General features: G+C 61.2%; 16 protein-coding genes and 1 pseudogene. 11 read left to right on the top strand and 6 right to left on the bottom strand.

The features are described from left to right. Window positions 1-322: pseudogene (locus tag AC3EA7_RS12175) on the top strand (hypothetical protein); the annotation flags it as partial. A 9-nt stretch (window positions 323-331) separates the two neighbouring features. After that, window positions 332-907, top strand: coding sequence for a hypothetical protein (locus AC3EA7_RS12170; protein WP_488614327.1), 576 nt, complete (start codon window positions 332-334; stop codon window positions 905-907). Here AC3EA7_RS12170 and mutM read toward each other — a convergent pair. Then, the gene (gene mutM / locus AC3EA7_RS12165; RefSeq protein WP_488614326.1) at window positions 897-1,724 is read right to left on the bottom strand and encodes a bifunctional DNA-formamidopyrimidine glycosylase/DNA-(apurinic or apyrimidinic site) lyase; all 828 of its coding nucleotides are present in this window, start codon (window positions 1,722-1,724) and stop codon (window positions 897-899) included. The two genes, AC3EA7_RS12170 and mutM, sit on opposite strands and share 11 nt — an antisense overlap. 96 nt (window positions 1,725-1,820) lie before the next feature. Here mutM and AC3EA7_RS12160 point away from each other — a divergent pair, with 96 nt between their 5' ends. Beyond that, on the top strand, window positions 1,821-2,639 hold the full coding sequence (locus AC3EA7_RS12160; protein WP_488614325.1) for a gluzincin family metallopeptidase: 819 nt from the start codon (window positions 1,821-1,823) through the stop codon (window positions 2,637-2,639). A 233-nt stretch (window positions 2,640-2,872) separates the two neighbouring features. Further along, window positions 2,873-5,449, top strand: coding sequence for a transglycosylase domain-containing protein (locus AC3EA7_RS12155; RefSeq protein WP_488614324.1), 2,577 nt, complete (start codon window positions 2,873-2,875; stop codon window positions 5,447-5,449). A 472-nt stretch (window positions 5,450-5,921) separates the two neighbouring features. Here AC3EA7_RS12155 and AC3EA7_RS12150 read toward each other — a convergent pair whose 3' ends face one another. Further along, window positions 5,922-7,967, bottom strand: coding sequence for a GAF domain-containing protein (locus tag AC3EA7_RS12150; RefSeq protein WP_488614323.1), 2,046 nt, complete (start codon window positions 7,965-7,967; stop codon window positions 5,922-5,924). Window positions 7,968-8,414: 447 nt separating this feature from the next. Between AC3EA7_RS12150 and AC3EA7_RS12145 the strand changes: the two genes are divergently transcribed. From AC3EA7_RS12145 to AC3EA7_RS12125, 5 genes are read left to right on the top strand one after another with little or no spacing between them, the layout of a single operon-like run. Then, window positions 8,415-10,007: an amidohydrolase gene (locus tag AC3EA7_RS12145; RefSeq protein WP_488614322.1), complete on the top strand. Its 1,593-nt coding sequence runs from the start codon at window positions 8,415-8,417 to the stop codon at window positions 10,005-10,007. Between the two features lie 32 nt (window positions 10,008-10,039). Further along, window positions 10,040-11,476: a tetratricopeptide repeat protein gene (locus AC3EA7_RS12140; protein ID WP_488614321.1), complete on the top strand. Its 1,437-nt coding sequence runs from the start codon at window positions 10,040-10,042 to the stop codon at window positions 11,474-11,476. 14 nt (window positions 11,477-11,490) lie between these two features. Further along, the gene (aroC, locus tag AC3EA7_RS12135; protein WP_488614320.1) at window positions 11,491-12,570 is read left to right on the top strand and encodes a chorismate synthase; all 1,080 of its coding nucleotides are present in this window, start codon (window positions 11,491-11,493) and stop codon (window positions 12,568-12,570) included. Window positions 12,571-12,591: 21 nt separating this feature from the next. Further along, window positions 12,592-14,565 (top strand): acetoacetate--CoA ligase, encoded by a 1,974-nt coding sequence (locus AC3EA7_RS12130; protein WP_488614319.1) that lies wholly within the window; start codon window positions 12,592-12,594, stop codon window positions 14,563-14,565. 3 nt (window positions 14,566-14,568) lie between these two features. Continuing rightward, window positions 14,569-15,201: a shikimate kinase gene (locus AC3EA7_RS12125; RefSeq protein ID WP_488614318.1), complete on the top strand. Its 633-nt coding sequence runs from the start codon at window positions 14,569-14,571 to the stop codon at window positions 15,199-15,201. Between the two features lie 136 nt (window positions 15,202-15,337). Here the strand turns inward: AC3EA7_RS12125 and AC3EA7_RS12120 are convergent, their stop codons facing one another. Both AC3EA7_RS12120 and AC3EA7_RS12115 read right to left on the bottom strand, forming a co-directional pair. Beyond that, complete coding sequence (locus tag AC3EA7_RS12120; protein ID WP_488614317.1) at window positions 15,338-15,748, bottom strand: response regulator; 411 nt, start codon at window positions 15,746-15,748, stop codon at window positions 15,338-15,340. A gap of 470 nt (window positions 15,749-16,218) precedes the next feature. Then, on the bottom strand, window positions 16,219-17,688 hold the full coding sequence (locus tag AC3EA7_RS12115) for a sensor histidine kinase (RefSeq protein WP_488614316.1): 1,470 nt from the start codon (window positions 17,686-17,688) through the stop codon (window positions 16,219-16,221). A gap of 182 nt (window positions 17,689-17,870) precedes the next feature. Between AC3EA7_RS12115 and AC3EA7_RS12110 the strand changes: the two genes are divergently transcribed. Next, window positions 17,871-18,179, top strand: coding sequence for a hypothetical protein (locus AC3EA7_RS12110; RefSeq protein ID WP_488614315.1), 309 nt, complete (start codon window positions 17,871-17,873; stop codon window positions 18,177-18,179). A gap of 138 nt (window positions 18,180-18,317) precedes the next feature. Then, the gene (locus tag AC3EA7_RS12105) at window positions 18,318-18,752 is read left to right on the top strand and encodes a CBS domain-containing protein (RefSeq protein WP_488614314.1); all 435 of its coding nucleotides are present in this window, start codon (window positions 18,318-18,320) and stop codon (window positions 18,750-18,752) included. A gap of 558 nt (window positions 18,753-19,310) precedes the next feature. Here AC3EA7_RS12105 and AC3EA7_RS12100 read toward each other — a convergent pair. Together AC3EA7_RS12100 and AC3EA7_RS12095 are read right to left on the bottom strand one after the other, a co-directional pair. Further along, a complete protein-coding gene (locus tag AC3EA7_RS12100) occupies window positions 19,311-20,345 on the bottom strand; it encodes a homoserine kinase (protein WP_488614313.1) in 1,035 nt (344 codons plus the stop codon). A gap of 193 nt (window positions 20,346-20,538) precedes the next feature. Beyond that, the gene (locus AC3EA7_RS12095) at window positions 20,539-21,015 is read right to left on the bottom strand and encodes a flavodoxin family protein (RefSeq protein ID WP_488614312.1); all 477 of its coding nucleotides are present in this window, start codon (window positions 21,013-21,015) and stop codon (window positions 20,539-20,541) included. Window positions 21,016-21,754: the final 739 nt, after the last annotated feature.

Below are 21,754 nucleotides of genomic sequence, written 5' to 3'. Positions count from 1 at the left end.
GCTGATCGGGTTCGCCAATCTGACGGTGCAGGAGCGCGAGGAGTTGGCGGCGGTGATGCAGTCGCTGGTGAGCGGGATCGACCGCACGCTGAAGGAGATCGGGCAAACGGTGAAGACCGTCTCCGGCGTGGCGCTGCCGTTTGACAGGATGCTCGACGATAACGAGGATATCCGCGATATTCTCGAGTACATCGGCGACACGCTGCAAACCGGCGTGCTGGCAGAGACGGCGCAGGAACACGAGGAAGCGCCGCAACGCAGCCGCACGCGCGAGCGAGAGGAAGCGTCGCCGCGCACGATGCGTGAGCGCAGTCAGCGGTAGGAGGACACTGTGGCAGTGCGCAGCAAACCGCTTGGTTCCTCGCCGCAGCGCCCGGCGCGACCGCAGCGACCGCCTGCCGTCGCGCCGCGCAAACCGTTTGCGCCGTATCCGATCGTCGAGCCGCCAGCACGCGCAGGGATCGGCGCTCCTGCCGGCATCCTGATGCTGCTCTTCGGGCTGCCGTTGTGGGCGCTTGGCGCGAAATACACCCTCGACGGCGCAGTGATCGGCATCAATATGCTGGCGGCGTTTCTCGAATTGCCCGCCCGCATTCCGGCGCCAACCGGATGGTGGAACCTGTTGCTCATTCCGGTCGGGATGCTCTTCTCATATGTCGAGTCCAGCGTGCGGTTGAACCTTTTCGGCGGGCCGGCGCAACTCTTCGCGCTGATCGTTCTGCTTGTTTTTACCCACGGCATCGACATCTACACCACGTACCTGGGCATTTCATCCCTCGCAGCGCAATTCTCCGGCATCGGGCAATTCCTCAATCTCTTCTGGTGGAGCCCGTACATTGCAGCGATCGTGCTGACCTACCTGCCCGAACTGCTCATTCGCGGCGGTTGGTCGCTCCTCACGGAATAGCCTGGCACTCCGGGCAGTAGTGCGTCCCCCGTTGCGCAACCACGGTTTTGACAATTGTGGCGCCGCAGCGCGGGCACGGTCGCCCCGCGCGGTCATAGGCGTTGAAATGGTCCTGGTTCGTGCCGCGCGCGCCGTAGGAGTTGCGATAGTCGCGCAATGTGCTGCCGCCATTGGCGAGCGCCTGCCGTAACACTGCGCGAATACCGTCGTGGAGTGCGGCAACTTCGCTCGCGCTCAGATCGGCTGCCGAGCGGAGCGGATGAATGCGGGCATGCCACAGCGCTTCGTCGGCGTAGATGTTTCCGATCCCGGCAATTACCGATTGATCGAGCAGGAGTGGTTTGATGGCGCGTTTACGGTTTTGGAGTAACTCTGCGAGATGCTCGACGGTGAATGTTTCAGAGAGCGGTTCGGCGCCGTGTGCGGCGTCGAGCGCAGCGAGACCTGTGGCATCCAGCAGCCGCGCGCGCCCAAACTTTCGTGTGTCATGGAAGAAAATCCGGCGGCCATCCTCCAGTCGAAGCGCCAGATGGGTATGTCTGTCCGGTTCGGCATTGGCGGGATGAACCGTCAGACTGCCGGACATCCGCAGGTGCAGCGCCAGCGTCCAGCCGCCGTCGAGATCGAGGAGAATCCACTTGGCGCGCCGGCGCCATCCGCGCACCTGACGACCGGCGAGTAGCGCGATGAACTCATCGGGCGCCGGCGTCTCCACCATACGGGGCCAGTCGAGCCGCTCGACGCACGCAATGCGTGCGCCGGCAACCTGCACCCCCAGGCTGTCGGCAGCGTGTTGAACTTCGGGTAACTCTGGCATCGTTCTATGGGCAGAAATGGTCTTGAGAGCATATGTTTGCATTATAGCGCATATGGCGGACGGGCGTGACTCCGCTGTGCTACAATACGCTGTGCTATGAACCATCGCTCGTTTTCGGTCAATCAGGTTGCACTGATCGCAATCGTTGCCTGTGTGGCCCTCTTCATCACGGGTCAGCCGCAATCACCGGTGTTGTCGCGCTGGACTCAGGGCAGCCAGGCGGTTCCGACGATCGGTGCGGTTGCCGAACCCGTCGCTGACCAGTCGCTGTTGGCCATCACGACAAGCGCGGGACTCTATGAAGCAGAGCGCGCCCAACTCGATGAGGAGTCGCGCCGCGCTTACGAGTATGTCGCTGCGCGTTTCGGCGGTTCGATGGCGGCGCCGCTGACTGTTGCGTTCGTTCAGGACGCTGGATGTTCGCTGAGCGGCATCGCCTTCACCGACATTCGCAAAGTCCAGGTCTTCACGTGCGACAGCATCGGGCGCGAACGGGCAATTGCCATTCTGGCGCACGAGTATGTGCATCAACTGCAACACGACCGGTACGGACCGCGCCACCTCAGCGCTGATCTGATCCTTTCTGAAGGATTGGCGACGTGGGGTGCGGGACAATACTGGCTCGGCGGCCATCCCGATTTCCGCAGCTACGTCCGCGCACAGCGCGCCAATGGGATGTTCTACCCGCTCGCCACTCCTTATGCCGGGCGTGGAGTTGCGGTCATGAACGCGCTCTACTACCAGTGGGCCAGTTTTGTCGAGTTCCTCGTCGACCAGTACGGGCGTGAACGCCTCGATGCCCTGTACGTCACCGGCGGCGGTGCGCCGGGTTCGGCGAATTACCAGGCGATCTACGGCAAAGACCTGGCGACGCTGGAACAGGAATGGATCGCGTGGCTGGACGATAATCGCTAAACGTTGCATGGTGCACGTTGAAGGTGGGAAGGCAGGGAAGTGCGAAAGTGGAAGGCGGAAGGTGCGAAGGTGGAAGGTTGGTCCCTAACCTCTAACCCCTAAATGATTTTTGCGAAAATAATCCGCTATCGCCACGTCCAGCCCGCGCAGGCGGGCTTTACAACTGTAGCCCGCGACTTCAGTCGCCGGGCGGGCAGGCGGATAGCGGAATAATTAGTCAAAAACCGTACCCTATGCGCCATACAAACCGTATAACGCCAGAAATACCCGGTCATCCGAAAAGAGGCGCAAGGCTCCTCCGCTTCCTCTGGCGCCTGTTTCTGGCATTCGTCAAACTGACGATTGTGGGCGTCATTCTGGCGGCGACCGCGATCATTATCGTATACCGCCACTATAGCCGTGACCTCCCTGATCCGGCGCAGATCGGGCGTCATCGCCCGGCAGAGACCGGCTACATTTATGCGCGCGATGGAACGGTGCTCTACGAACTGGTCGATCCCCTGGGCGGCAGGCGAACGGTCGTCCCTTTCGAGCGCATTCCGCGTGTCTTGATCGATGCGACCGTTGCTGTCGAAGACGCCGGGTTCTGGGAGAATCCCGGCGTCGATCTGCGGGGCATCCTGCGTGCGCTGTTCCTCAACTATCAGGCAGGCGACGTCGTAAGCGGCGGCTCGACGATCACGCAGCAACTGGTGCGCAATGTGCTCCTGTCGCCCGACGAGCGCGACGATCTCTCCCTTGATCGCAAACTGCGCGAAGCCATCCTGGCAATCGAGGTGTCGCGGCGCTACAGTAAGGAACAGATTCTCGGCATCTATCTCAACGAAGTCTACTACGGCAACCGGGCATACGGCGTCGAGGCGGCGGCGCAGTCCTACTTCGGTAAGCATGTATGGGAATTGTCTCCGGGCGAAGCCACGCTGCTCGCCGGTCTGCCTCAATCGCCAACGACGCTCAATCCGCTGAATAATCTGGAGGGCGCAAAACAACGGCAGCGCATTACCCTCGATCTGATGATCAAATCCGGCTACCTGACCGAATCCGAGGCGCAGGCGATCTTCGATGAGCCGCTCCGCTTCGCATCCACCGAAACCGTCATCACCGCGCCGCACTTTGTGTTCTACGTACTGCGGCTGCTCGAAGAACGCTACGGACCGGACGTGCTCTACCGCGGCGGGTTGCGGGTGGTAACCACGCTCGATCCCACGTGGCAGGCGGAAGCCGAACGCACCGCGCGGCAGTGGATCCGTGAAGGGGGACCAGGGTACACGCCGCTGCGTGAGCGTGGCGCCACGAATGCCGGGGTCGTCATGCTCACTCCCGATGCGCAGATCATCGCCATGGTCGGCAGCATCGACTACAACGACCCAACGATCGATGGGCAGGTCAACGTGACCCTTGCGCCGCGCCAGCCCGGCTCCGCACTGAAGCCTGTCGTCTATGCCGCTGCCCTTCAGCGCGGATGGACGCCTGCAACCATCATCTGGGATACGCCGGTCACCTACCCGGCGGGTGATGGAACCGTCTACGCCCCGCGCAACTATGACAATGCCTTCCACGGTCCACAACGCTTGCGCATGGCGCTGGCGAACTCGCTCAATATTCCAGCGGTCCGCACGCTCGAATATGTCGGTATCGAGGCGTTCGTGTCGCTTGCCCACCGTATGGGCATCACCACATTGGACGATCCGCAACGTTATGGGCTGCCGCTGGCGCTCGGCGCTGGCGAAGTTCGCCTGCTCGACCTGACGGCGGTCTACAACACCTTTCGCAATGGCGGACGCTATCGTCCGCCAGTTGCCATCCTGAAAGTCGCCAATGCGCGTGGCGAGACGCTCGAAACTGCCAGCGACACCCCCGGTCGCCAGGCGCTGGGCGATCGCGGCGAGCAGATCGCTTACCTGATCACCGACATTCTCAGCGATAACGCAGCGCGCCGCTACATGTTCGGGCGAAACAATGTGATGGAACTTCCCGATGGCCGGCCGGCGGCGGTGAAAACTGGCACCAGCAACGAGTGGCGCGACTCCTGGACGGTCGGGTACACGCCCGATATCACCGTCGGCGTCTGGGTTGGCAACAACGACAACGCACCGATGCAGGAGGTCGCCGGATCGAATGGCGCTGGCGTCATCTGGCGCGCACTGATGGTGCGGTACCACGAAGGGCGCCCTATGCTGACCTTTGAGCCGCCAGACGGCATCCGGGAGGTGATGATCTGCGCCGACACCGGCGCGCTGGCTGGCGACCATTGCCCCCGCCCGATCAAAGAGCGATTCGTGGCGGGAACCGAGCCGCGCACCAGCGATGTGTCCCTTCTGACCGTGGGCGTATCCGATGATGGGCGATGCCTGGCGGCATCGTACACGCCGCCGGAGCGCGTGCGCCAGGTGACCTTCGTTGTGTACCCGCCGGCATTCCGCGCATGGGCGGAGTCGAACGGCATCCCGCAACCGCCGCAACAGTATTGCCCGCCGCCGGAAATCAGCGCCGGGCGTGAAGGCGGCAGCATTGCGCGGATCACCCAACCCATCACCAGCACCACCGTGCGAGGTCCGCTGGTGTATGTGCGCGGCGCCGCTCTTGGCATCTATGCGCTCGACATCGCCTCCGGGCGGGATCCCGCCACAGGCTGGCGCACCATTGCGCGCGGTGAAGCGATCCGCGACGGTATTCTGGGCATCTGGCAGACGGGGGAAGAACCACCGGGAGTGTACACCCTCTGCCTGCGCGTCACAACGAGCGAAGGCATCCTGATTGAACAGCGGGTGTGGGTGCGGCTCGAAGCGGCAAGATCAGATGCCCCTTGAGGTTCAGAGCGGCGGTCATACAGGAAAAGCGCTATCGCCCGGTTCAGCCTGCGCAGGCGGGCTTTGCAGCAGGAGCCCGCGGCTTATTGGTCTGTAAAGCACGTTTTCCGGTGATGGTCCAGGCATGCATGGTCAGGCGGCAAGCAAGCGCGTCTCTGTGGCGCTGCGCCTGGGCTGGCGACTGAAGTCGCGCCGGGCAGTCGTTCCGCCGGGCGTCCACCTGCGTTGACGCCGCCGTTCCCGTCCGCGCAGGCGGGCTTCGCAGCAGGAGCCCGCGGCGTATGGAGTTTGAGAGATTAATCCGGTATCGCCCGGTCGAGCCCGCGCAGGCGGGCTTCGCAGCAGGAGCCCGCGGCTTCAGCCGCCGGGCGACAAGGCGAATGGCGTCCTGATGAGGTTGCGCGCTCGCCAGGAACCGGACGTGACGTGACATTCATGCACAGCGCAGTGCGAGAATTGTTTGATCAGGCGCTCAAGCAGAGCGATGCCGAACGATGTGGTCTCCTTCGCGCCAGATTTCGAAGCGATTCTTGCCGCCGCATTTCGCGCGCAGCAGCGCCTGATCCGCCCGTTCGATCAACGTCTCGACATTCGGCATATCGTATGGATCGGCAAGGGCGGCAACGCCAAAACTGGCGGTCACACCTACCGTCGCCGGATTGACAGCAACGACAGTCTGCGACAGCATCAGGCGTAGACGCTCGACGACCTGCACTGCGCCGTCCTCGTTGGTCTCCGGCAACAGCGCGATAATCTCCTCACCGCCATAGCGCGCAAGGAGGTCACCAGAACGCAATTCATTGCGAAACACGCGGCTGACCGTCTGCAACACCCGATCACCAACCGGATGACCATAGACATCGTTGATCCGTTTGAAGTCGTCGAGGTCGGCGATGATCACCGCCAGCGTGTGCCGATGCCGCCGGGCGCGCTCGAATTCGCGTCGTGCTGCGACGCAGAAGTAGCGGCGGTTGGAGATGCCCATCAATGGGTCGGTGATCGCCAGGTGCTGCACTTCGGCGAACAGCCGCGCGTTCTTGATCGCAATCGTCGCCTGCTGAGCGAACATGCTGAGCAGACGAACATCGTCATCGGTGAAAGTACGCTTCAGATTGCTATCGCCTGCACTCATCGCTCCGATCAGTTCATCGCCCGCCAGCAGTGGAACCCCCAACACGTTCGCAGTGGTTTCCGCTTCGCACTGAAGTGAGCGTCCATCCCACGCGCGGTAATCGTAGACAACAACTGGCCGGCGCTGCAATGCTGCTTTGCCCATCGCACCCTCTCCTAATGCCAGTCGCACGCCAGCGTAGTCATAGTCCATATTGACGCTCAGGTGCACGAGCAAATCGTTGCGCTGCGCATCATACAACGCCAGGGCGCCGTGTGCTGCGTGGATAAGAACAATCATGCGCTCGACGATCGTTCTCAGCACATTATCGAGATGCAGGTTGCCGGTAATATCCCCCATGATGCTGTACAGCGCATCGAGTTGCTGTACTTGCCGCCACAGCTTCTCATAGAGTCTGGCACGCTCGATAGCGACGCCAATATGCTCAGTCAGTTCGACCATCAAACGCAGATCATCTTCGGTAAGGACGACTCCGTTCCGGCTTTCGATGTTGAGGGCGCCAATAACCGTCCCTTTATCGCGGAGCGGTACGCACACCTCTGATACAACACCGTCAATGACGCCAAGAAAATCGTTGTCGGCTGTCACATCGGCGATCAGCGTCGGGCGTTCACTCAGGATCACACGACTGATGATGCCCTTGCCAACTGGAATCCGCTCCCAGATAAAGGGATATCCAACCTGATGCTGAAGTATCAACTCATCGTTTTCACGCAAATAGAGACACACCTGGGTGTACCCAAATGTGCTGGCAATCGACTCGACCACCGTGCGAAAGATGGCAGACAGACCGACCTCACGCGCCAGCGCCGCGCGCACCTGCCCCATCAGACGCAATTCCTGCGCCTGCCGTTGCGTGATGAGGTGCAGATCACGCAGGTGCTGCGCATTGGCCCGCAATTCCGCTTCGATACGGCGCCGCTCTGTCAGTTCCGTCTGAGCGGCAGCGTACAATTGTGCGTTATAGATCGCAATCGCCGCCAGATCGGCGAAGCGCGCCAGTAACGCGGCGATCGCATGGAAATTAACGGCATCCGGCGCATCATAGGCGACCCCCAACACCCCAATGACCGTCGCGCCAACCTTGAGCGGCACGGCGATGATTGCGCCAAAATCGGTCATGTCCAGCCGCTCGATGCGTCCCTCCCAAGACCGGTAATCCTCCACCATCATCGGCTCACCGGATTGCCACACCCGTCCGGTGATTCCCTCTCCAGGCGCAATTTCACTACCTCGATTCAGCGCCATTCGTCCCGCAGTCACTTTCATTTCCATTACGTCGGCATCCGACCGGCGCAGGTAAAGATAGCCGTGTTCTGTGCCTGCCAGACGCGCAGCATTCTTCACAATCGCTTCCAGCACGTCGTTGAGGTCAAGACGGTTCATGATCGTCAGCACCGTCTGATGGAGAGCGGCGAAATATGCGTTGCCGTTGTGTGAGGACTTGTCTGAGGCGGAATGATTCGCACGGGCGCTCGCCAGCCGCTGCTCAAGCTCGCGTATGCGCGCTCTTAAGGCGTCGTTCTCGGACCGGATGGCATTGGCTTCGTTCATGGAAGGGAATGTGTTAAGGGTTAGAACGTATCGGGACTGGCGACCCACACGCGCGGGTGCGTTCGACGAACCATCAACAATGACGTGTAACCAGGCGGCAGGGCGTATGGGGTTGGACGAACGCCTTACATTTTTTTAATTGTACCAGATTGAGATGATATTTTCATTACCAGGCGATGCCGATCATTGACAACTGCACCCTCCATCCGTACCATGCGAATACGCATTGAAAAACGCCGACGCCGCATCATGCACTCCGGCGCCTGTTGGACAACGAACATGAGCGATCCGATCATTCTCTACAACGGTCCCGTGTACACCCTCGACCCTGCCCACCCGCGCGCGCAGGCGGTCGCGATCCGCAACGGGCGCATCATTGCCGTCGGCAGCGAAGGAAAGGTGCGCGCTGCGGTCACCGGACGCGCCGAGGGAATCAATCTCCACGGTCGCGCGCTCATTCCGGCGCTCGCCGATGCGCACGTCCACCTGATTGCGCACGCGCTGGCGCGCCGCAATGTCCGGCTCGACGATGCGGCAACCCTCGATGAGGCGTTGCGGCGGATCGGCGCGGCGGCAGAACGCCTTCCCGAAGGCGCCTGGGTGCAGGGGCGCGGCTGGGACCATTCGCACTGGGGGCGCTGGCCCACTGCCGCCGATCTCGATGCCATCCTTGGTGATCGACCGGCATATTTCTCGCGGAAGGACGGGCATTCCGCATGGGTCAGCAGCGCGGCGCTGCGTCTGGCAGGCATTACCGCCGATACTCCCGACCCGGTTGGCGGCGCGATCCAGCGTGAACGCGGCGAACCAACCGGCATCCTGCTCGAAACCGCCGTCGATCTGGTGCGACGCCATATTCCCCAACCGGGGCAGGAAGAGCGTCTGGCAGCGGTGCGCGAGGCCATCGCAGAAGCGCATACTTACGGTATGGTCGGCATGCACCTGCCCACCAGCATGATCCCTGGCGATGGGCGGATGACACTCGATGATCTGCAAGCATTGCGTGAACGCGGTCACCTCCAGTTGCGCTGCCTGGTCTATCTCGGTCTCGACGGTCTCGATGCGGCGCTGGCGCTTGGGCTGCATAGCGGACTCGGCGACCGCTGGATTCGCATCGGCGGCGTCAAGATGTTTGCCGACGGGTCGCTCGGTTCGCAAACCGCAGAGATGCTGGCGCCATACGAGGGGAGCGGGAACCGCGGGATTGCTGTGCTGTCAGCCGAGGAGTTGCGCAACGCTGTGCGCCGTTCGATCCATGGCGGTCTGGCGGTGATGGTGCATGCCATTGGCGATGCTGCCAACCGCAAGGTGCTCGACGCTATCGAGGCGGCGCTGCCCGGTGCGCCATCCCTGCTCATCCCCAATCGCATCGAGCACTGCCAGGCGCTGCACCCGGACGATCTGCCCCGCTTTGCGCGCCTCGGCATCGTCGCTTCGATGCAACCGATCCATTGCACTGCCGACATGGAGATGGCGGATGTGCTGTGGGGAAAACGCTGCGCCAACGCCTACGCCTGGCGCGCGCTCCTCAATGCCGGCGCAACGCTCGCTTTCGGTTCTGATGCGCCGGTCGAGTCGCTCAATCCCTGGCTTGGCGTCCATGCTGCGGTGACCCGCCAGCGACCGGATGGTACGCCGGATGGCGGCTGGCATCCTGAACAGTGCCTGACAGTCGAAGAGGCGTTGCGCGGTTTTTGCCACGGGTGCGCAGTGGCTGCCGGCGCTGCCGGTGAGCAGGGAATGATCGCGCCCGGCATGCTCGCCGACCTCGCCGTTCTGTCCGCCGATCCGTTCAAAATCGACCCGTCGGCGTTACATGCCATCCACGCTGAGATGACCATTCTCGAAGGCAATGTCGTTTGGGAACGGTAATACCTGCGGCGGCATCGTCGAAGGATACGTCTATGAATGCCAATGCCTTGTTGCACCAGGCAATTGCAGCAGCGCGTGATGGTCGCCGTGACGATGCGCGCGTTCTGTTGATGCGCACGCTGGAAGCGGAGCCGCGCAACGAGCGCGCCTGGCTCTGGTTGTCGGGGGTTGTTGATGATCCTTATGATGTGAAAATCTGCCTGGAAAACGTTCTGGCGCTGAACCCTTCAAATGCGCGCGCGCGCCAGGGATTGGAATGGCTGCATGCGCGCATCGGGTTGCCATTGCCGCCATCGCCGTTGCCGGCACGGTCCGACGGCAGCACCGAGCGCGAGATCGACGCCAGCGCCTTCTCGCTGACCCGCCTGCGTGTGTATCGGTCCGCGCCGGCGAACGTCACGGCTGCGCCGGAGACAGGACATCGGTCTGCACCGGCGCCCGCATCCGCTCACCAGAAGAGCCTCCAAGCATCGGCGCCTGCTGCGGCGCGCCAGAGCGCCCAGCCGACGCCAGCATCGGCGCGCACTGCCGTCCAGAGCGGCAATCGTGTCGTCACCTCTGCGCCGACGCCTGCTGCGGCGCGTCTGGCGTCAATCGAAACGGACGACAACACGATTCCCTGCCCCTACTGCGGCGCACCAACCGTCGAAGCGCAGCGCCGCTGCACACAGTGCGGCGGAAGCCTGCTCGTGCGGGTCGCCCTTCCGGATGAACGGTCGCTGATTGTGCCGGCGCTGGTCTGGCTCTGGCGCGGCGGCGCGATCGCAACGGTGCTGATTGCGCTGATCTTTCCTGCCCTTGGCATATTGCTCTATGAGGAGAACCCGTCACGCGGCTTTCCTATCGGCATCCTGATCCCGGCTGTCATCCTCGCGCTGGTCGGCATGACCGGCTTCTGGCTGGCTCAACACCTGGCACAACGCGCAGTGTGGGCGCTGTATCTGGCATCGGGATTGACGGCTGCCGGGTTGATTGCCGCGTTTGCGCCGGTTGCTCGCCCCGATGCGATGATCGACATCCTTAACCGGTTGCTCGGTGCGACGCCCCTGCCCTCCGGCTGGCCAGCATCGCTGCAATCTGGCGCCCGATTTGTCGCCATCAGCGCGATTGTGGCGCACATAACCGCCCTCGCGCTCATGATCATCGGGTACAATGACATCGTTGGCCGCCTCGAGCGGTTCCGCCATATCCTGAAGCCCTCCGACCACGTGACGCACTACAACAACGGCGTTGCGTTGAAAAACCGCGGGATGTGGTATGCTGCCTCCCTCGAATGGGAATGGGCCGTCAAAAAAGCCTCCTACGACGTCACCTATTTGCGCGCTCTGGGGCTGGCATATGCACGGTTGAAACAATTCGACAAAGCGCGGGCCATGCTCGACCGCGCGCTTCAGGCAGCGCCCAATCAACCCGGTCTGGCTGATGATCGCGCACTGATCGAGCGCCTGGCAGCGCAGAACGAACGCTAGGAGAAGCACGACTCATGCCCGGAAATACGTTTGGACAGGTTTTTCGACTGACGACCTGGGGTGAATCGCACGGGCCGGCAGTCGGGTGTGTAGTCGATGGATGCCCGGCAGGTCTTGAGATTTCGGAAGCGGATATTCAGCGCGAACTGGATCGCCGGCGGGTCGGGCAGAGCCGGGTAACCTCGGCGCGCCAGGAACCTGACCGGGTGCAGATTCTGTCGGGCGTGTTCGAGGGGCGCTCGACCGGAACGCCGATCAGTATGCTGGTGTTCAACACTGATGCGAAGCCGGGGCACTATGAGAACATCAAAGACCTCTACCGCCCCGGTCACGCCGATTACACCTGGGACGCCAAATACGGCTTCCGCGACTGGCGCGGCGGCGGGCGCAGCAGCGCGCGCGAGACGATCGGGCGTGTCGCTGGCGGCGCGATTGCCAAACGCCTCCTTGCGCAGCATGGCATCTCGGTGATTGCCTGGACGGCGCAACTCGGCGATCTGACAGCCGAGGTGATCGACGAGAGCGAAATCGAGCGTAATATCATGCGCTGCCCGGATGCGCGCGTGGCGGCGCTGATGGTCGAGCGCGTCGAACAGGCGCGTCGCAGCCTCGACTCGCTCGGCGGCGTGGTCGAAGTGCGCGCGCGTGGCGTTCCCCCCGGTCTCGGCGAACCGGTCTTCGATAAACTCCAGGCAGATATCGGCAAGGCGATGTTCAGCATCCCGGCAATTAAAGGCGTCGAGTTCGGTGAGGGCTTCGGCGTGGCGCATATGACCGGCTCTATCCACAATGACCCCTTCCTCCGCCGCGCCGATGGTACGATTGGCACTGAATCCAACCATCATGGCGGCATTCTGGGCGGGATCAGCACCGGTGAGGAGATCGTGCTGCGCATTGCCGCCAAACCTCCTGCCTCGATCGCCCGTCCGCAACGCACCGTTGATCGCGCGGGGAATCCGGCGGAGATCGAAATCCACGGACGCCACGATCCGACCGTGCTCCCGCGGCTGGTTCCGATCGCAGAGGCAATGCTGGCGCTGGTGCTCGCCGATCACCTGCTGCGTCAGCGCCTGGCACGGATGGATAGATGGTAAAGAAGCAACAGGTGATGGCTTATGACTGAGCATCCTGTCCGCGAAGGCGACCTGCTCTGGTCACCGCCTCCGGCGGTGATGCGCGCCAGCCGCATGCAGCAGTACATCGACTGGCTGGCGCATACGCGCGGTCTGGCATTCGATGATTACCACGCGCTCTGGCAGTGGTCGGTCACGGACCTCTCCGCGTTCTGGCAATCGATCTGGGACTTCTTCGATGTCCAGGCAACCACGCTGCCGCAGGCGGCGCTCGCCGACGCCCGTATGCCCGGCGCGCTCTGGTTTCCCGGCGCAACCCTCAACTATGCGGCGCACGCCTTCCGCTACGCCGCAGCGGAACGTCCCGCGATGATCTTCCAGTCCGAAGGCGGATCGCCGCAGACGATGACATGGGCTGAGTTGCAGCGCCAGGTTGCTGCGGTTGCCGCTGGTCTGCGAGCGCTTGGCGTGCGCCGGGGGGATCGTGTGGCGGCAGTGCTGCCCAATGCACCGCAGGCAGTCGTCGCCTTCCTTGCATGCGCATCGCTTGGCGCCATCTGGTCAAGTTGCTCCCCTGAAATGGGGGTTGCCAGCGTCGCCGACCGTTTTCGGCAGATTGAACCGCGCGTTCTGATTGCCGTCGATGGCTACCGCTACGGCGGGCGCGCCTTCGACCGTCGCGCCGCGCTTGCCGAACTGCGCAATGCGCTGCCTGGCGTCGAGCGTGTTGTGATTGTTCCTTCCCTCGATCCCGATGCGCGCGTGGCGGATACCGTTCCGTGGGACGAACTGCTGAACCATGATGCGGCGCTCCAGTTTGAACCGGTTCCTTTCGATCATCCGCTCTGGATTCTCTACTCATCTGGCACAACCGGTCTGCCAAAGCCAATCGTTCAAGGGCATGGCGGCATCCTGCTCGAACACCTGAAATCGTTGGCGCTGCACCTTGACCTCCGTCCGCAGGACCGCTTCTTCTGGTTCACCACTACCGGCTGGATGATGTGGAACTTCCTGGTCAGCGGTCTGCTGGCGGGCAGCACCCTCCTGCTGTACGACGGCAGCCCCGCATGGCCAGACATGAATGCGCTCTGGCGGTTCGCTGCCGATACCGGCATGACCCTGTTCGGCACGAGCGCCGCCTACCTTATGTCATGCCGCAAAGCCGGTATCACGCCCGGCGAAGCATTCGATCTGACCCGCCTGCGCGCCATAGGTTCGACCGGTTCGCCGCTGCCGGTCGAAGGATTCCACTGGGTCTACCAGCAAGTCAAACGCGACCTCTGGCTGGTCTCACTCAGCGGCGGCACCGACGTCTGCACGGCATTTGTCGGCGGCTGCCCACTGTTGCCGGTCACCGCCGGCGAGATCCAGTGCCGCTGCCTGGGGGCGCGCGTCGAGGTCTTCGACGAACAGGGGCGCTCGATTGTCGGCGATGTCGGCGAACTGGTCCTTACCGCGCCGCTCCCTTCCATGCCCCTCTTCTTTTGGGGCGATGCCGACGGATCACGCTACCACAGCAGTTACTTTGACGTCTACCCCGGCGTCTGGCGGCACGGCGACTGGGTCAAACTGACCGAACGGAGAACGCTGGTTATCTACGGACGTTCCGATTCAACGATCAACCGTCACGGCGTGCGTATGGGCACGAGTGAAATGTACCGTGCCATCGAGGGTATTGCCGAAGTGCGCGACAGCCTGGTGATCGACCTGGAAACCGCCGACGGCGCCGCCAGAATGTACCTGTTCGTCGCTCTCGAACCGGACGTCGTCCTGGACGACGCCCTGAAGGAGCGGATTCGCAGCCGGATTCGCGCCGCACTTTCGCCGCGCCACGTCCCCGACGACATCATCGCCATTCCCGATGTGCCGCGCACACTGAACGGCAAAAAACTGGAAGTGCCGATCAAAAAAATCCTGCGCGGCGTCCCGCCCGAACAAGCCGCCAACCGCGACGCCATGGCGAACCCGGAGACGCTCGACGCATTCGTGGCGCTTGCAGCCCAACTCCAGAGGTAGCGCGTGATTATCGGACTGATCGGCATGGCAGGCATCGGCAAGTCGCGCTGGGCAGCGCGGCTGGCGGATGCCGGATTCCAGGCGTTGCACTGCGACGACCTGATTGCCGAACGGCTGCGAACCGCATACCACGCCAATACCTTCACCGTCTACGACATCGGGCGCTGGATGGGGTTTCCATACGATACGCACTACGCCGAGCGAGAACGCATCTACCTCGCCTGCGAACACGCGGTGATGGCGGAGATCGCGGAACGGATTGCCGGGGAAGAGAATATCGTTATCGACACGACCGGCAGCATTGTCTATCTCGACGCCGCGCTCCTGGAACGCATCAAACGCCGCACAACGATGGTCTACCTGGCGGACGACGCCGATCTGCGGGTACGTTTGCTGGAAGACTACCTGGCGCGACCACGTCCGATTGTCTGGAACGGGATGTACCGGCCACGCTCCGACGAAACGCCAGCAGCGACGCTGACGCGCTGCTACCCGCAGTTAGTGCGCGCGCGCGCCGCGCTCTACCGGCAGATCAGCGACATCGTGATCGAACCGCAGCGCCACCGCAATCCGGCATTCACCGTCGCCGATTTTCTGGGGATGATCGATGCGTCATCCTGCTCCCGGACACCGTAGGGGCGGGTCTGACGATCAACCAGATGTTGCACAATCCTTGCCCGAGGTGACCGTCTTGCGGCGGACGGTGGCTTCGACAGGCTCAGACAACGTCAGCCGCTCCACGTCGGGCGGGTCTCTGAACCGCCCCTACGGATCAATTCATTGCCGAAGACATCTGCGCATTGTTGAGCGACTCAAGCACACCGCTGACCGTATTCTTCAACTCCGCCAATCCCACCGGCTTGGCAAGGTAGTGACGCACGCCCAGTCGCTTCATCTGTGTGCGCAGACGCGGTGTATCGTATGCTGTCAGCACCACAACGGGGATGTGGGGTCGTTCGTCGTGCAGCGCCTTGATCAACGCCGCTGCCGCGCGGCTTGGGGGGCTTGGATCCACGATCAGCAGATCAACCGACTCACGCATACAGCGCAGCCAGGCTGCCCCTGGCGATGGCGCCAGCGCGACTTCGACATCTTTGCCGAGCAGTCGTTGCAGTCCCTGCTGCGTTACCATCGCGGCAACCGGATCGTTGTCGACAACCAGAATGTGCTGCAAGTTCGACACGATGCCTTTCCAAACTGACAGTCATTGGGGAGAGCCGTCTGGAGCGCTTGATCCGCGCGTTCGCTTCGATTGCTCCGTTGCCACTATAACAAAAAGCGCCAGAATCGAGGAAAGTGAGGCGACAACTCCGTGTTGTAATCACACAACATCAAGATGGTACGGCACCAGAGATTCTTTGTACCGTTGGTTACAATCTTGCTATTTCTGGTTGAGAAGGGACAACAGGGGCGAGGGACGATAGAAGTGAACGTGGAAGATAGAAACGCGCCGGTAGTGCGCCGACGCAATCGCCAGCATTGCAAAAGAGAGCGTTCTCAGTTCTTGGTTCTCAGTTCTTGGTTCTCAGTTCTTGGTTCTCAGTTCTTGGTTCTCAGTTCTTGGTTCTCAGTTCTTGGTTCTCAGTTCTTGGTTCTCAGTTCTTGGTTCTCGGTTCTTGGTTCTCAGTTCTTGGTTCTTGGTTCTCAGAACCCCTACCCATCTTCCTCTCTTGCCCGATCCACAGGAAGCAGGACCGTGAAAGTACTGCCGGCGCCGGGCGTGCTTTCGACCTGGATATGACCGCCGTGCTGCGTCACGATATGAGCGCTGATCGCCAGCCCCAGCCCGGTGCCTTGCGGCTTCGTGGTGTAAAACGGCTCGAAGAGGTGCGGCATATGTTCCGGGCTAATCCCCACACCAGTATCGCGCACCACAACGACCACATACTGCATGCCTGCGTCGTGATCACGGGACAATTCGGTTGCAATGTGCAACTGCCCGCCGTGAGGCATAGCATCGCATGCGTTGAGCATCAGGTTGAGAAACACCTGACGCAACTGATCGGGATGCGCAATCAGGCGAGGGAGATGCGGGCAAAAATCGATCGCCACCGTCACCTGCCCGTGGCGCAGATGGGTCTGTACCAATTCGATCGTTTCCGCCAGCAGATCGTTGATCTCTGTCGGCTCCAGTTCATCACGCGCCGGACGGTAGAAATCGCGCATGCGCGTAATAATGCGGGCGATACGACCAAGTTCGTTCTGGGCAATGGTGAGAAAATGGCGCTGCGGCGTATCGGGAGGAATATCCTGTTCCACCAGGTAGAGACTGTTCCGCGCTGCGTAGAGCGGATTGTTGATTTCATGCGCCACCGACGCCGCCAGCTCGCCGACGGCTGCAAGTTTTGCGCTCTGCAACAGTTGCGCCTGCGCCGCATTGAGCCGCGCCTGCGCCTCCGCGTGAAGCGACTGTGTCTGATCGAGATCGCGCTGCAACGTTGCTGCCCGCACACGCTGGGCATGTTCCGCGATTGCAACTGCCGTCAAATCCGCCAGCGCCTGCACGAACGGAATATCGCGCGGATGGATCAGGTGTGGATTTTGATCGCCATACAGCACCAGAGCACCCATCCGGGACTCCTCGGTCCGTAACGGCGCCAGTAGTGCGCTCGCGGGGGGCCAGAACGCCAGGATTTTCTTCTTCTGCGCAAGCTGCGCCTCGCTCAACTCGCTCAAGGCCGCTTCGATCTCTGGACCGGCAACCAGCATCGCGCGCGGCGAAAGAAATGCACGCCCCGCCAGACCCTGACCGGGACGCAGGGATAGTTTACCGGTTTTACCATTGCTGCTGGCGACAAGCCGCAGCCGCATCCCTGCCTGATCGGCGAGAAACAGCAACGCGCTGCTCGTACCGGGAAACAGTTGAACAGCCTCGCGCACGACCAGCTGCAGGATGGTATCTATCTCGTGGGTGATAAGGAAAGCGGCGCTGATCGTCAGGATAGCGTTCAATCGTTCATTTGCCAGATGCACACGTTGAACAGACGCAGCCATCTGCGCTTCAAGCTCGGCAATACGCGCCTGTGCAGCCATCAATTCAGCTCGCAGATGCGCACTATCGTCCGCCTGACCGTTGACAGACCGCACAGGTTGCTGCGTCGGGGAGAGTCGTTGCTCGCTCATTGACCTGGTTTGCGCACGCTACTACAGTAACGTGGACCATCGTATCACACCTTTCCATCTCTCGCAAATCGAATGTTGCGAGACAATAACGGTTGGTCGAGAAGATTTCCCGTGGCGATCAGCACAAAGAAAGTACACTATCGCCATCCTGGTGTGGTTATTGTATCGGTAAGGGTAAACCTATGCCACGAAGAAAACGTCAACATCCGCTCATCAAAGTCGCGCGCGCATATCTGAGCGAACATCAACCGGTATTGAAAGACTCGCCGCTGCGCATCCATATGCTCGACGGACCTCCTGGCTCACCGAGATATGCCGTCTCGATCGAGCAGTGTGTTGCCAATGGATGCCCATACGACGTGCCTCCCGAGGATGCCGCCAATGGCCGCTGTCCGGTGATCGACTGTCCGGTACGGCATTCGGTGCGGTTGCTCTTCGACCGCAACGGCAAACTGGTCAATGCTTCCGAGAGCGGCATCCACTGGGGCTAGGGCATCGAAGCATCGATGCTCTCGGCCAACGTCGCCTGGCGGCGGGCTGAGAGCCTGCCTTTGTCGCAGCGAACACCAGCCAGGAGCGTCGGTTTGCAAGCAGAGCGTACCGCACACCACAGCGGACAATCTGAGCCTATGGATACAGTACGTGACTGGATGAACCAGCCGCCAATTTGCGTTTCCGACTCGACAACCCTCCCCGAAGCGCGACGATTGATGCATCGACACCGTGTGCGGCGTCTCCCCGTTCTCGACAGCAATGGCCGCCTGACAGGGATCGTCACCGAAGGCGATATCAACCGCATCTCCGACTCGCAGGTTCACGACATGCGTCAATACAATTTGTACCATCGCGTCGTCAATCTGCCGGTGCGTGATTTTATGAGCCGCACGGTTATTACCGTAGGACCTGATGAGCCGGTGATCGCTGTCGCTCAACTGTTGCTCCGCCATCGCATCGGCGGCGTTCCGGTCGTCGAAGGAGATCGAGTGATTGGGGTTATTACTGAAAGTGACCTGTTTCGCCGGATGGTCGAGCGGGAGACGAGAGGTTCGGAGTCAGGTCGCTAGACTTGATCTGTACTGATTCACGTGCAACTTTCCCGCCGGCAACCTTCCCTCCTGCAACGGGCAACCTTCCTGCCCCGCAACCTTCAATTCCCGCTTTTTCACCTCACGACTTGCATCTCTCGCTTTTTCCTCAACACTCGTGCGCAGTCATTTGGACCATACTGCCAGGGCGCTGCGGGCGACAGCCCTCGCTGAGCAAGTGAAAGCCCCGCTGGATCTGCTGATGCCGATGCGCAGTCGTCACGCCTGCCGGTGCGCGTTGATCGTTGCGCCTTGCCCAACGAATATCCTGTCTGACTGACCGCGATTTAGTATCAGATATGGAGCATTTTTGGCAAGCCCTTCAATTGCATCGCTCGCTTTGAGCATGAGGGCGCCGCCTCTTCCCAACCCTCCCTTCTCATACGAGGAGATAAGGGGGTTGGGAGGATGGGGAAAGGGCGCTGGGACGCTGAAAACACACATCGCATCTCAAAAACGCCGCCACCTGAGAGAGCGCCGCTTCCCACCTTGACTCGTATCCCACGCCTCTTGCGTTGTGCCCTTCGCCTCTCACCCTCACGCTGCCAGCGCGTCCAAGCGACCAATGGTCGCTTCGCTCCAGCGCTCGATCAACATCGGCGTATGCTGTTGCATCCATTCCGAGAGGCGCTTTCCCTGCGCCAGCACGGCTGCATGATAATCTGGCGCTCCCTCGGGCGTTGAGATAACTCGCCCCAGTTCGCTGCACAACCAGAGCACTTCGATCAGCAGAGGCAATGCTGCGACTTCATTCGGCAGCAATGGTGCGATTCGACCGTAACTGCACACCAGATTGACCGCCTGTGGAATGTCGAGCGGACCCCGAAAAACGCCCCAGGACGTCGCCTCCGACGGCAGCACCCTGGTCGCAAACCCAACCAGCGCATCTGCGAGATCGACAATGCGCGCATCCCGTTCCACCTGATCAAAATCGAGCAGCGCCACCACCCGGTCGCCGGCGAACCGCACATTATCGGGATGCATATCACCGTGGATCAGCACGCGCGGCAAGGCGCTGTAGGCATGATCAGGCAGGGCGGCGCGCAATGCTGACGCCCGCCCATCGTACCAGGCAAGATCGTCATGCAATTCTCCCATGACGTCACGTTCGTACAAACCTTCGGTCAGAGACGTAATGCGAGCCGGCGCATACCGGGGCAATGTCACGCCTTCTGGCGGCGGGAGATCAACGACTGTCTGGTGATAACAGGCGAGGGTCGCGCCGACTCCCACGATCTGCCCTGGATGACCCGGATCGAAGTCGGTCCCGTGGATATACTCCTGGACTTCGTAGATCCGGCCGTCGATAATCGTCACCGTTGAGCCGTTCTTGTTCTGGATCAGACGTGCAGTCGGAAACGACCGCTGACAGAGATGGTCGATCAGGCGATGGCGATAGCACACCGCAGCCAGCGAGAAGCGATAGTGGTTGCGGCGCACGACAAATCGACCGAGTCGAGTGATGACAATTGCGGTCTCATTGACAAACCCATGACCTGTAGCGGCGATTCCTTCGATCGTTCCCAAATCGTAGTGCGAAAGTATGCGTGTAATGTCAGTTGATCTCAGCATTGTTTTATGAAGTGCCGGGAGGCGCATCATTGCACCAGAGCGCACGGTAGAGACGTAAGAAAGCGACTAGCGCTTGCTGGAGGCGTTGAGCCGTTGAACACGACCGGTGTTTATTCGATTTCGTGCCCATTACTCACCAGAGCGAATAGCAGAGACCGCGCTGTCTCTGCCGTGTATCCCAGCAGATGGTTCCTTATCGACTCATTATTTCAGTTTCCAGTTGATGCACCAGCGCCTGGATGAACGCATCGATTTTGGCGCTTTCTGCAGACGAGACCTTCGACCATAGTACGAAATCGGGCGCCGGAAGGATGACCCTGAGCGGGGGAACAACCAACCGCGCACCTCGTTGTACCAATATGTTGACCAGATCGTCGATGCTGCTCGGCCGTTCGTCAACCGTTTGTGTACCGAACACTGCGACCCCCATACGTTTGAGGCGACGCTCTGGAATGGTTTCGACCAGACGCCGCATGCGCCAGCTGGCGTGATGAGCGTGGGTAAAGCTTCCCAGCACCAGCAGGTCACAACCTATGGTATCGTTAGCAGTTACAGCAGTTACGGGTGCGCAGATACTATGTGAGGCATACGGCGACAACCGGTCGGCGATGATTCTGGCGATTTCGCGGTTGTGCCCAAACCAGGAGGCGTAGACGATCAGGACTCTCATGGCACACACCTCATTGCTCCCGCACATCATTGTGCTTGCTTTGAGCATACCACAGCGGTCGTACCATGTCGGCACGGTCTGGCAACCAGCAGTGAATGTTCGGTTACGCAGTGCGTTATACTGTTGCCGCCAGGAAAGTTGTATCCGCTGGCGAACTTCAAGGCAGTGAATGTTCGGTTACGCAGTGCGTTATATTACTCAACCCAGAGTTGTCATTTCGCAATGCTGCACTGCGGCATGAGAGTGTATACTTATAGCGGTCGACGGACTGTCGAGTTGGGCAAAGGCGGTTGGCGGAGAGCCGCGTTTGCCATAGCGCACAAGCGCCGCTCGACTGAGCCCAGACCCACGGTGGCCGCCCCCCAAAGCCACCTGCATGCTGGCGTCAGCACCCCCGCTGGCGCCAGTCGCTTTTAATCGGGTGCGAGGCGTGAGGCAAGAGGCGAGGGGCGCATCTCAGGTGGAAAGGAGACATTTATGGTTATGCTTCGGGTGCGAGGCGTGAGGCAAGAGGCGAGGGGCGCGCCGAAGGTGACGGTCACCGAGGGGTGGCGGGCGGGCGGCGGGCATTCTGCGCGGCCCGACGGCGCCAGAGCGGCAACATTGCTAATCTCTAAACCCAATACCTTTCAAATAAGGACGACGAGCCATCATCGACGGGGCTAAAGCGCGGAGCCTTTGCACCTTTGTGCCTTTGTGTGAGCTTATTCGAAAGTATTGCCTCTAACCCCTAACCTCT

The organism is Roseiflexus sp., assembly GCF_057785375.1.
This window is presented reverse-complemented; position numbering and strand designations above follow the sequence as displayed.

What these genes read in the sequence shown, in the direction of transcription:
- mutM (WP_488614326.1), bottom strand. Translation starts at nt 1,724, where the DNA reads ATGCCAGAGTTACCCGAAGTTCAACACGCTGCCGACAGCCTGGGGGTG.
- AC3EA7_RS12160 (WP_488614325.1), top strand. Translation starts at nt 1,821, where the DNA reads ATGAACCATCGCTCGTTTTCGGTCAATCAGGTTGCACTGATCGCAATC.
- AC3EA7_RS12155 (WP_488614324.1), top strand. Translation starts at nt 2,873, where the DNA reads ATGCGCCATACAAACCGTATAACGCCAGAAATACCCGGTCATCCGAAA.
- AC3EA7_RS12150 (WP_488614323.1), bottom strand. Translation starts at nt 7,967, where the DNA reads ATGAACCGTCTTGACCTCAACGACGTGCTGGAAGCGATTGTGAAGAAT.
- AC3EA7_RS12145 (WP_488614322.1), top strand. Translation starts at nt 8,415, where the DNA reads ATGAGCGATCCGATCATTCTCTACAACGGTCCCGTGTACACCCTCGAC.
- AC3EA7_RS12140 (WP_488614321.1), top strand. Translation starts at nt 10,040, where the DNA reads ATGAATGCCAATGCCTTGTTGCACCAGGCAATTGCAGCAGCGCGTGAT.
- aroC (WP_488614320.1), top strand. Translation starts at nt 11,491, where the DNA reads ATGCCCGGAAATACGTTTGGACAGGTTTTTCGACTGACGACCTGGGGT.
- AC3EA7_RS12130 (WP_488614319.1), top strand. Translation starts at nt 12,592, where the DNA reads ATGACTGAGCATCCTGTCCGCGAAGGCGACCTGCTCTGGTCACCGCCT.
- AC3EA7_RS12115 (WP_488614316.1), bottom strand. Translation starts at nt 17,688, where the DNA reads ATGAGCGAGCAACGACTCTCCCCGACGCAGCAACCTGTGCGGTCTGTC.
- AC3EA7_RS12110 (WP_488614315.1), top strand. Translation starts at nt 17,871, where the DNA reads ATGCCACGAAGAAAACGTCAACATCCGCTCATCAAAGTCGCGCGCGCA.
- AC3EA7_RS12105 (WP_488614314.1), top strand. Translation starts at nt 18,318, where the DNA reads ATGGATACAGTACGTGACTGGATGAACCAGCCGCCAATTTGCGTTTCC.
- AC3EA7_RS12100 (WP_488614313.1), bottom strand. Translation starts at nt 20,345, where the DNA reads ATGCTGAGATCAACTGACATTACACGCATACTTTCGCACTACGATTTG.
- AC3EA7_RS12095 (WP_488614312.1), bottom strand. Translation starts at nt 21,015, where the DNA reads ATGAGAGTCCTGATCGTCTACGCCTCCTGGTTTGGGCACAACCGCGAA.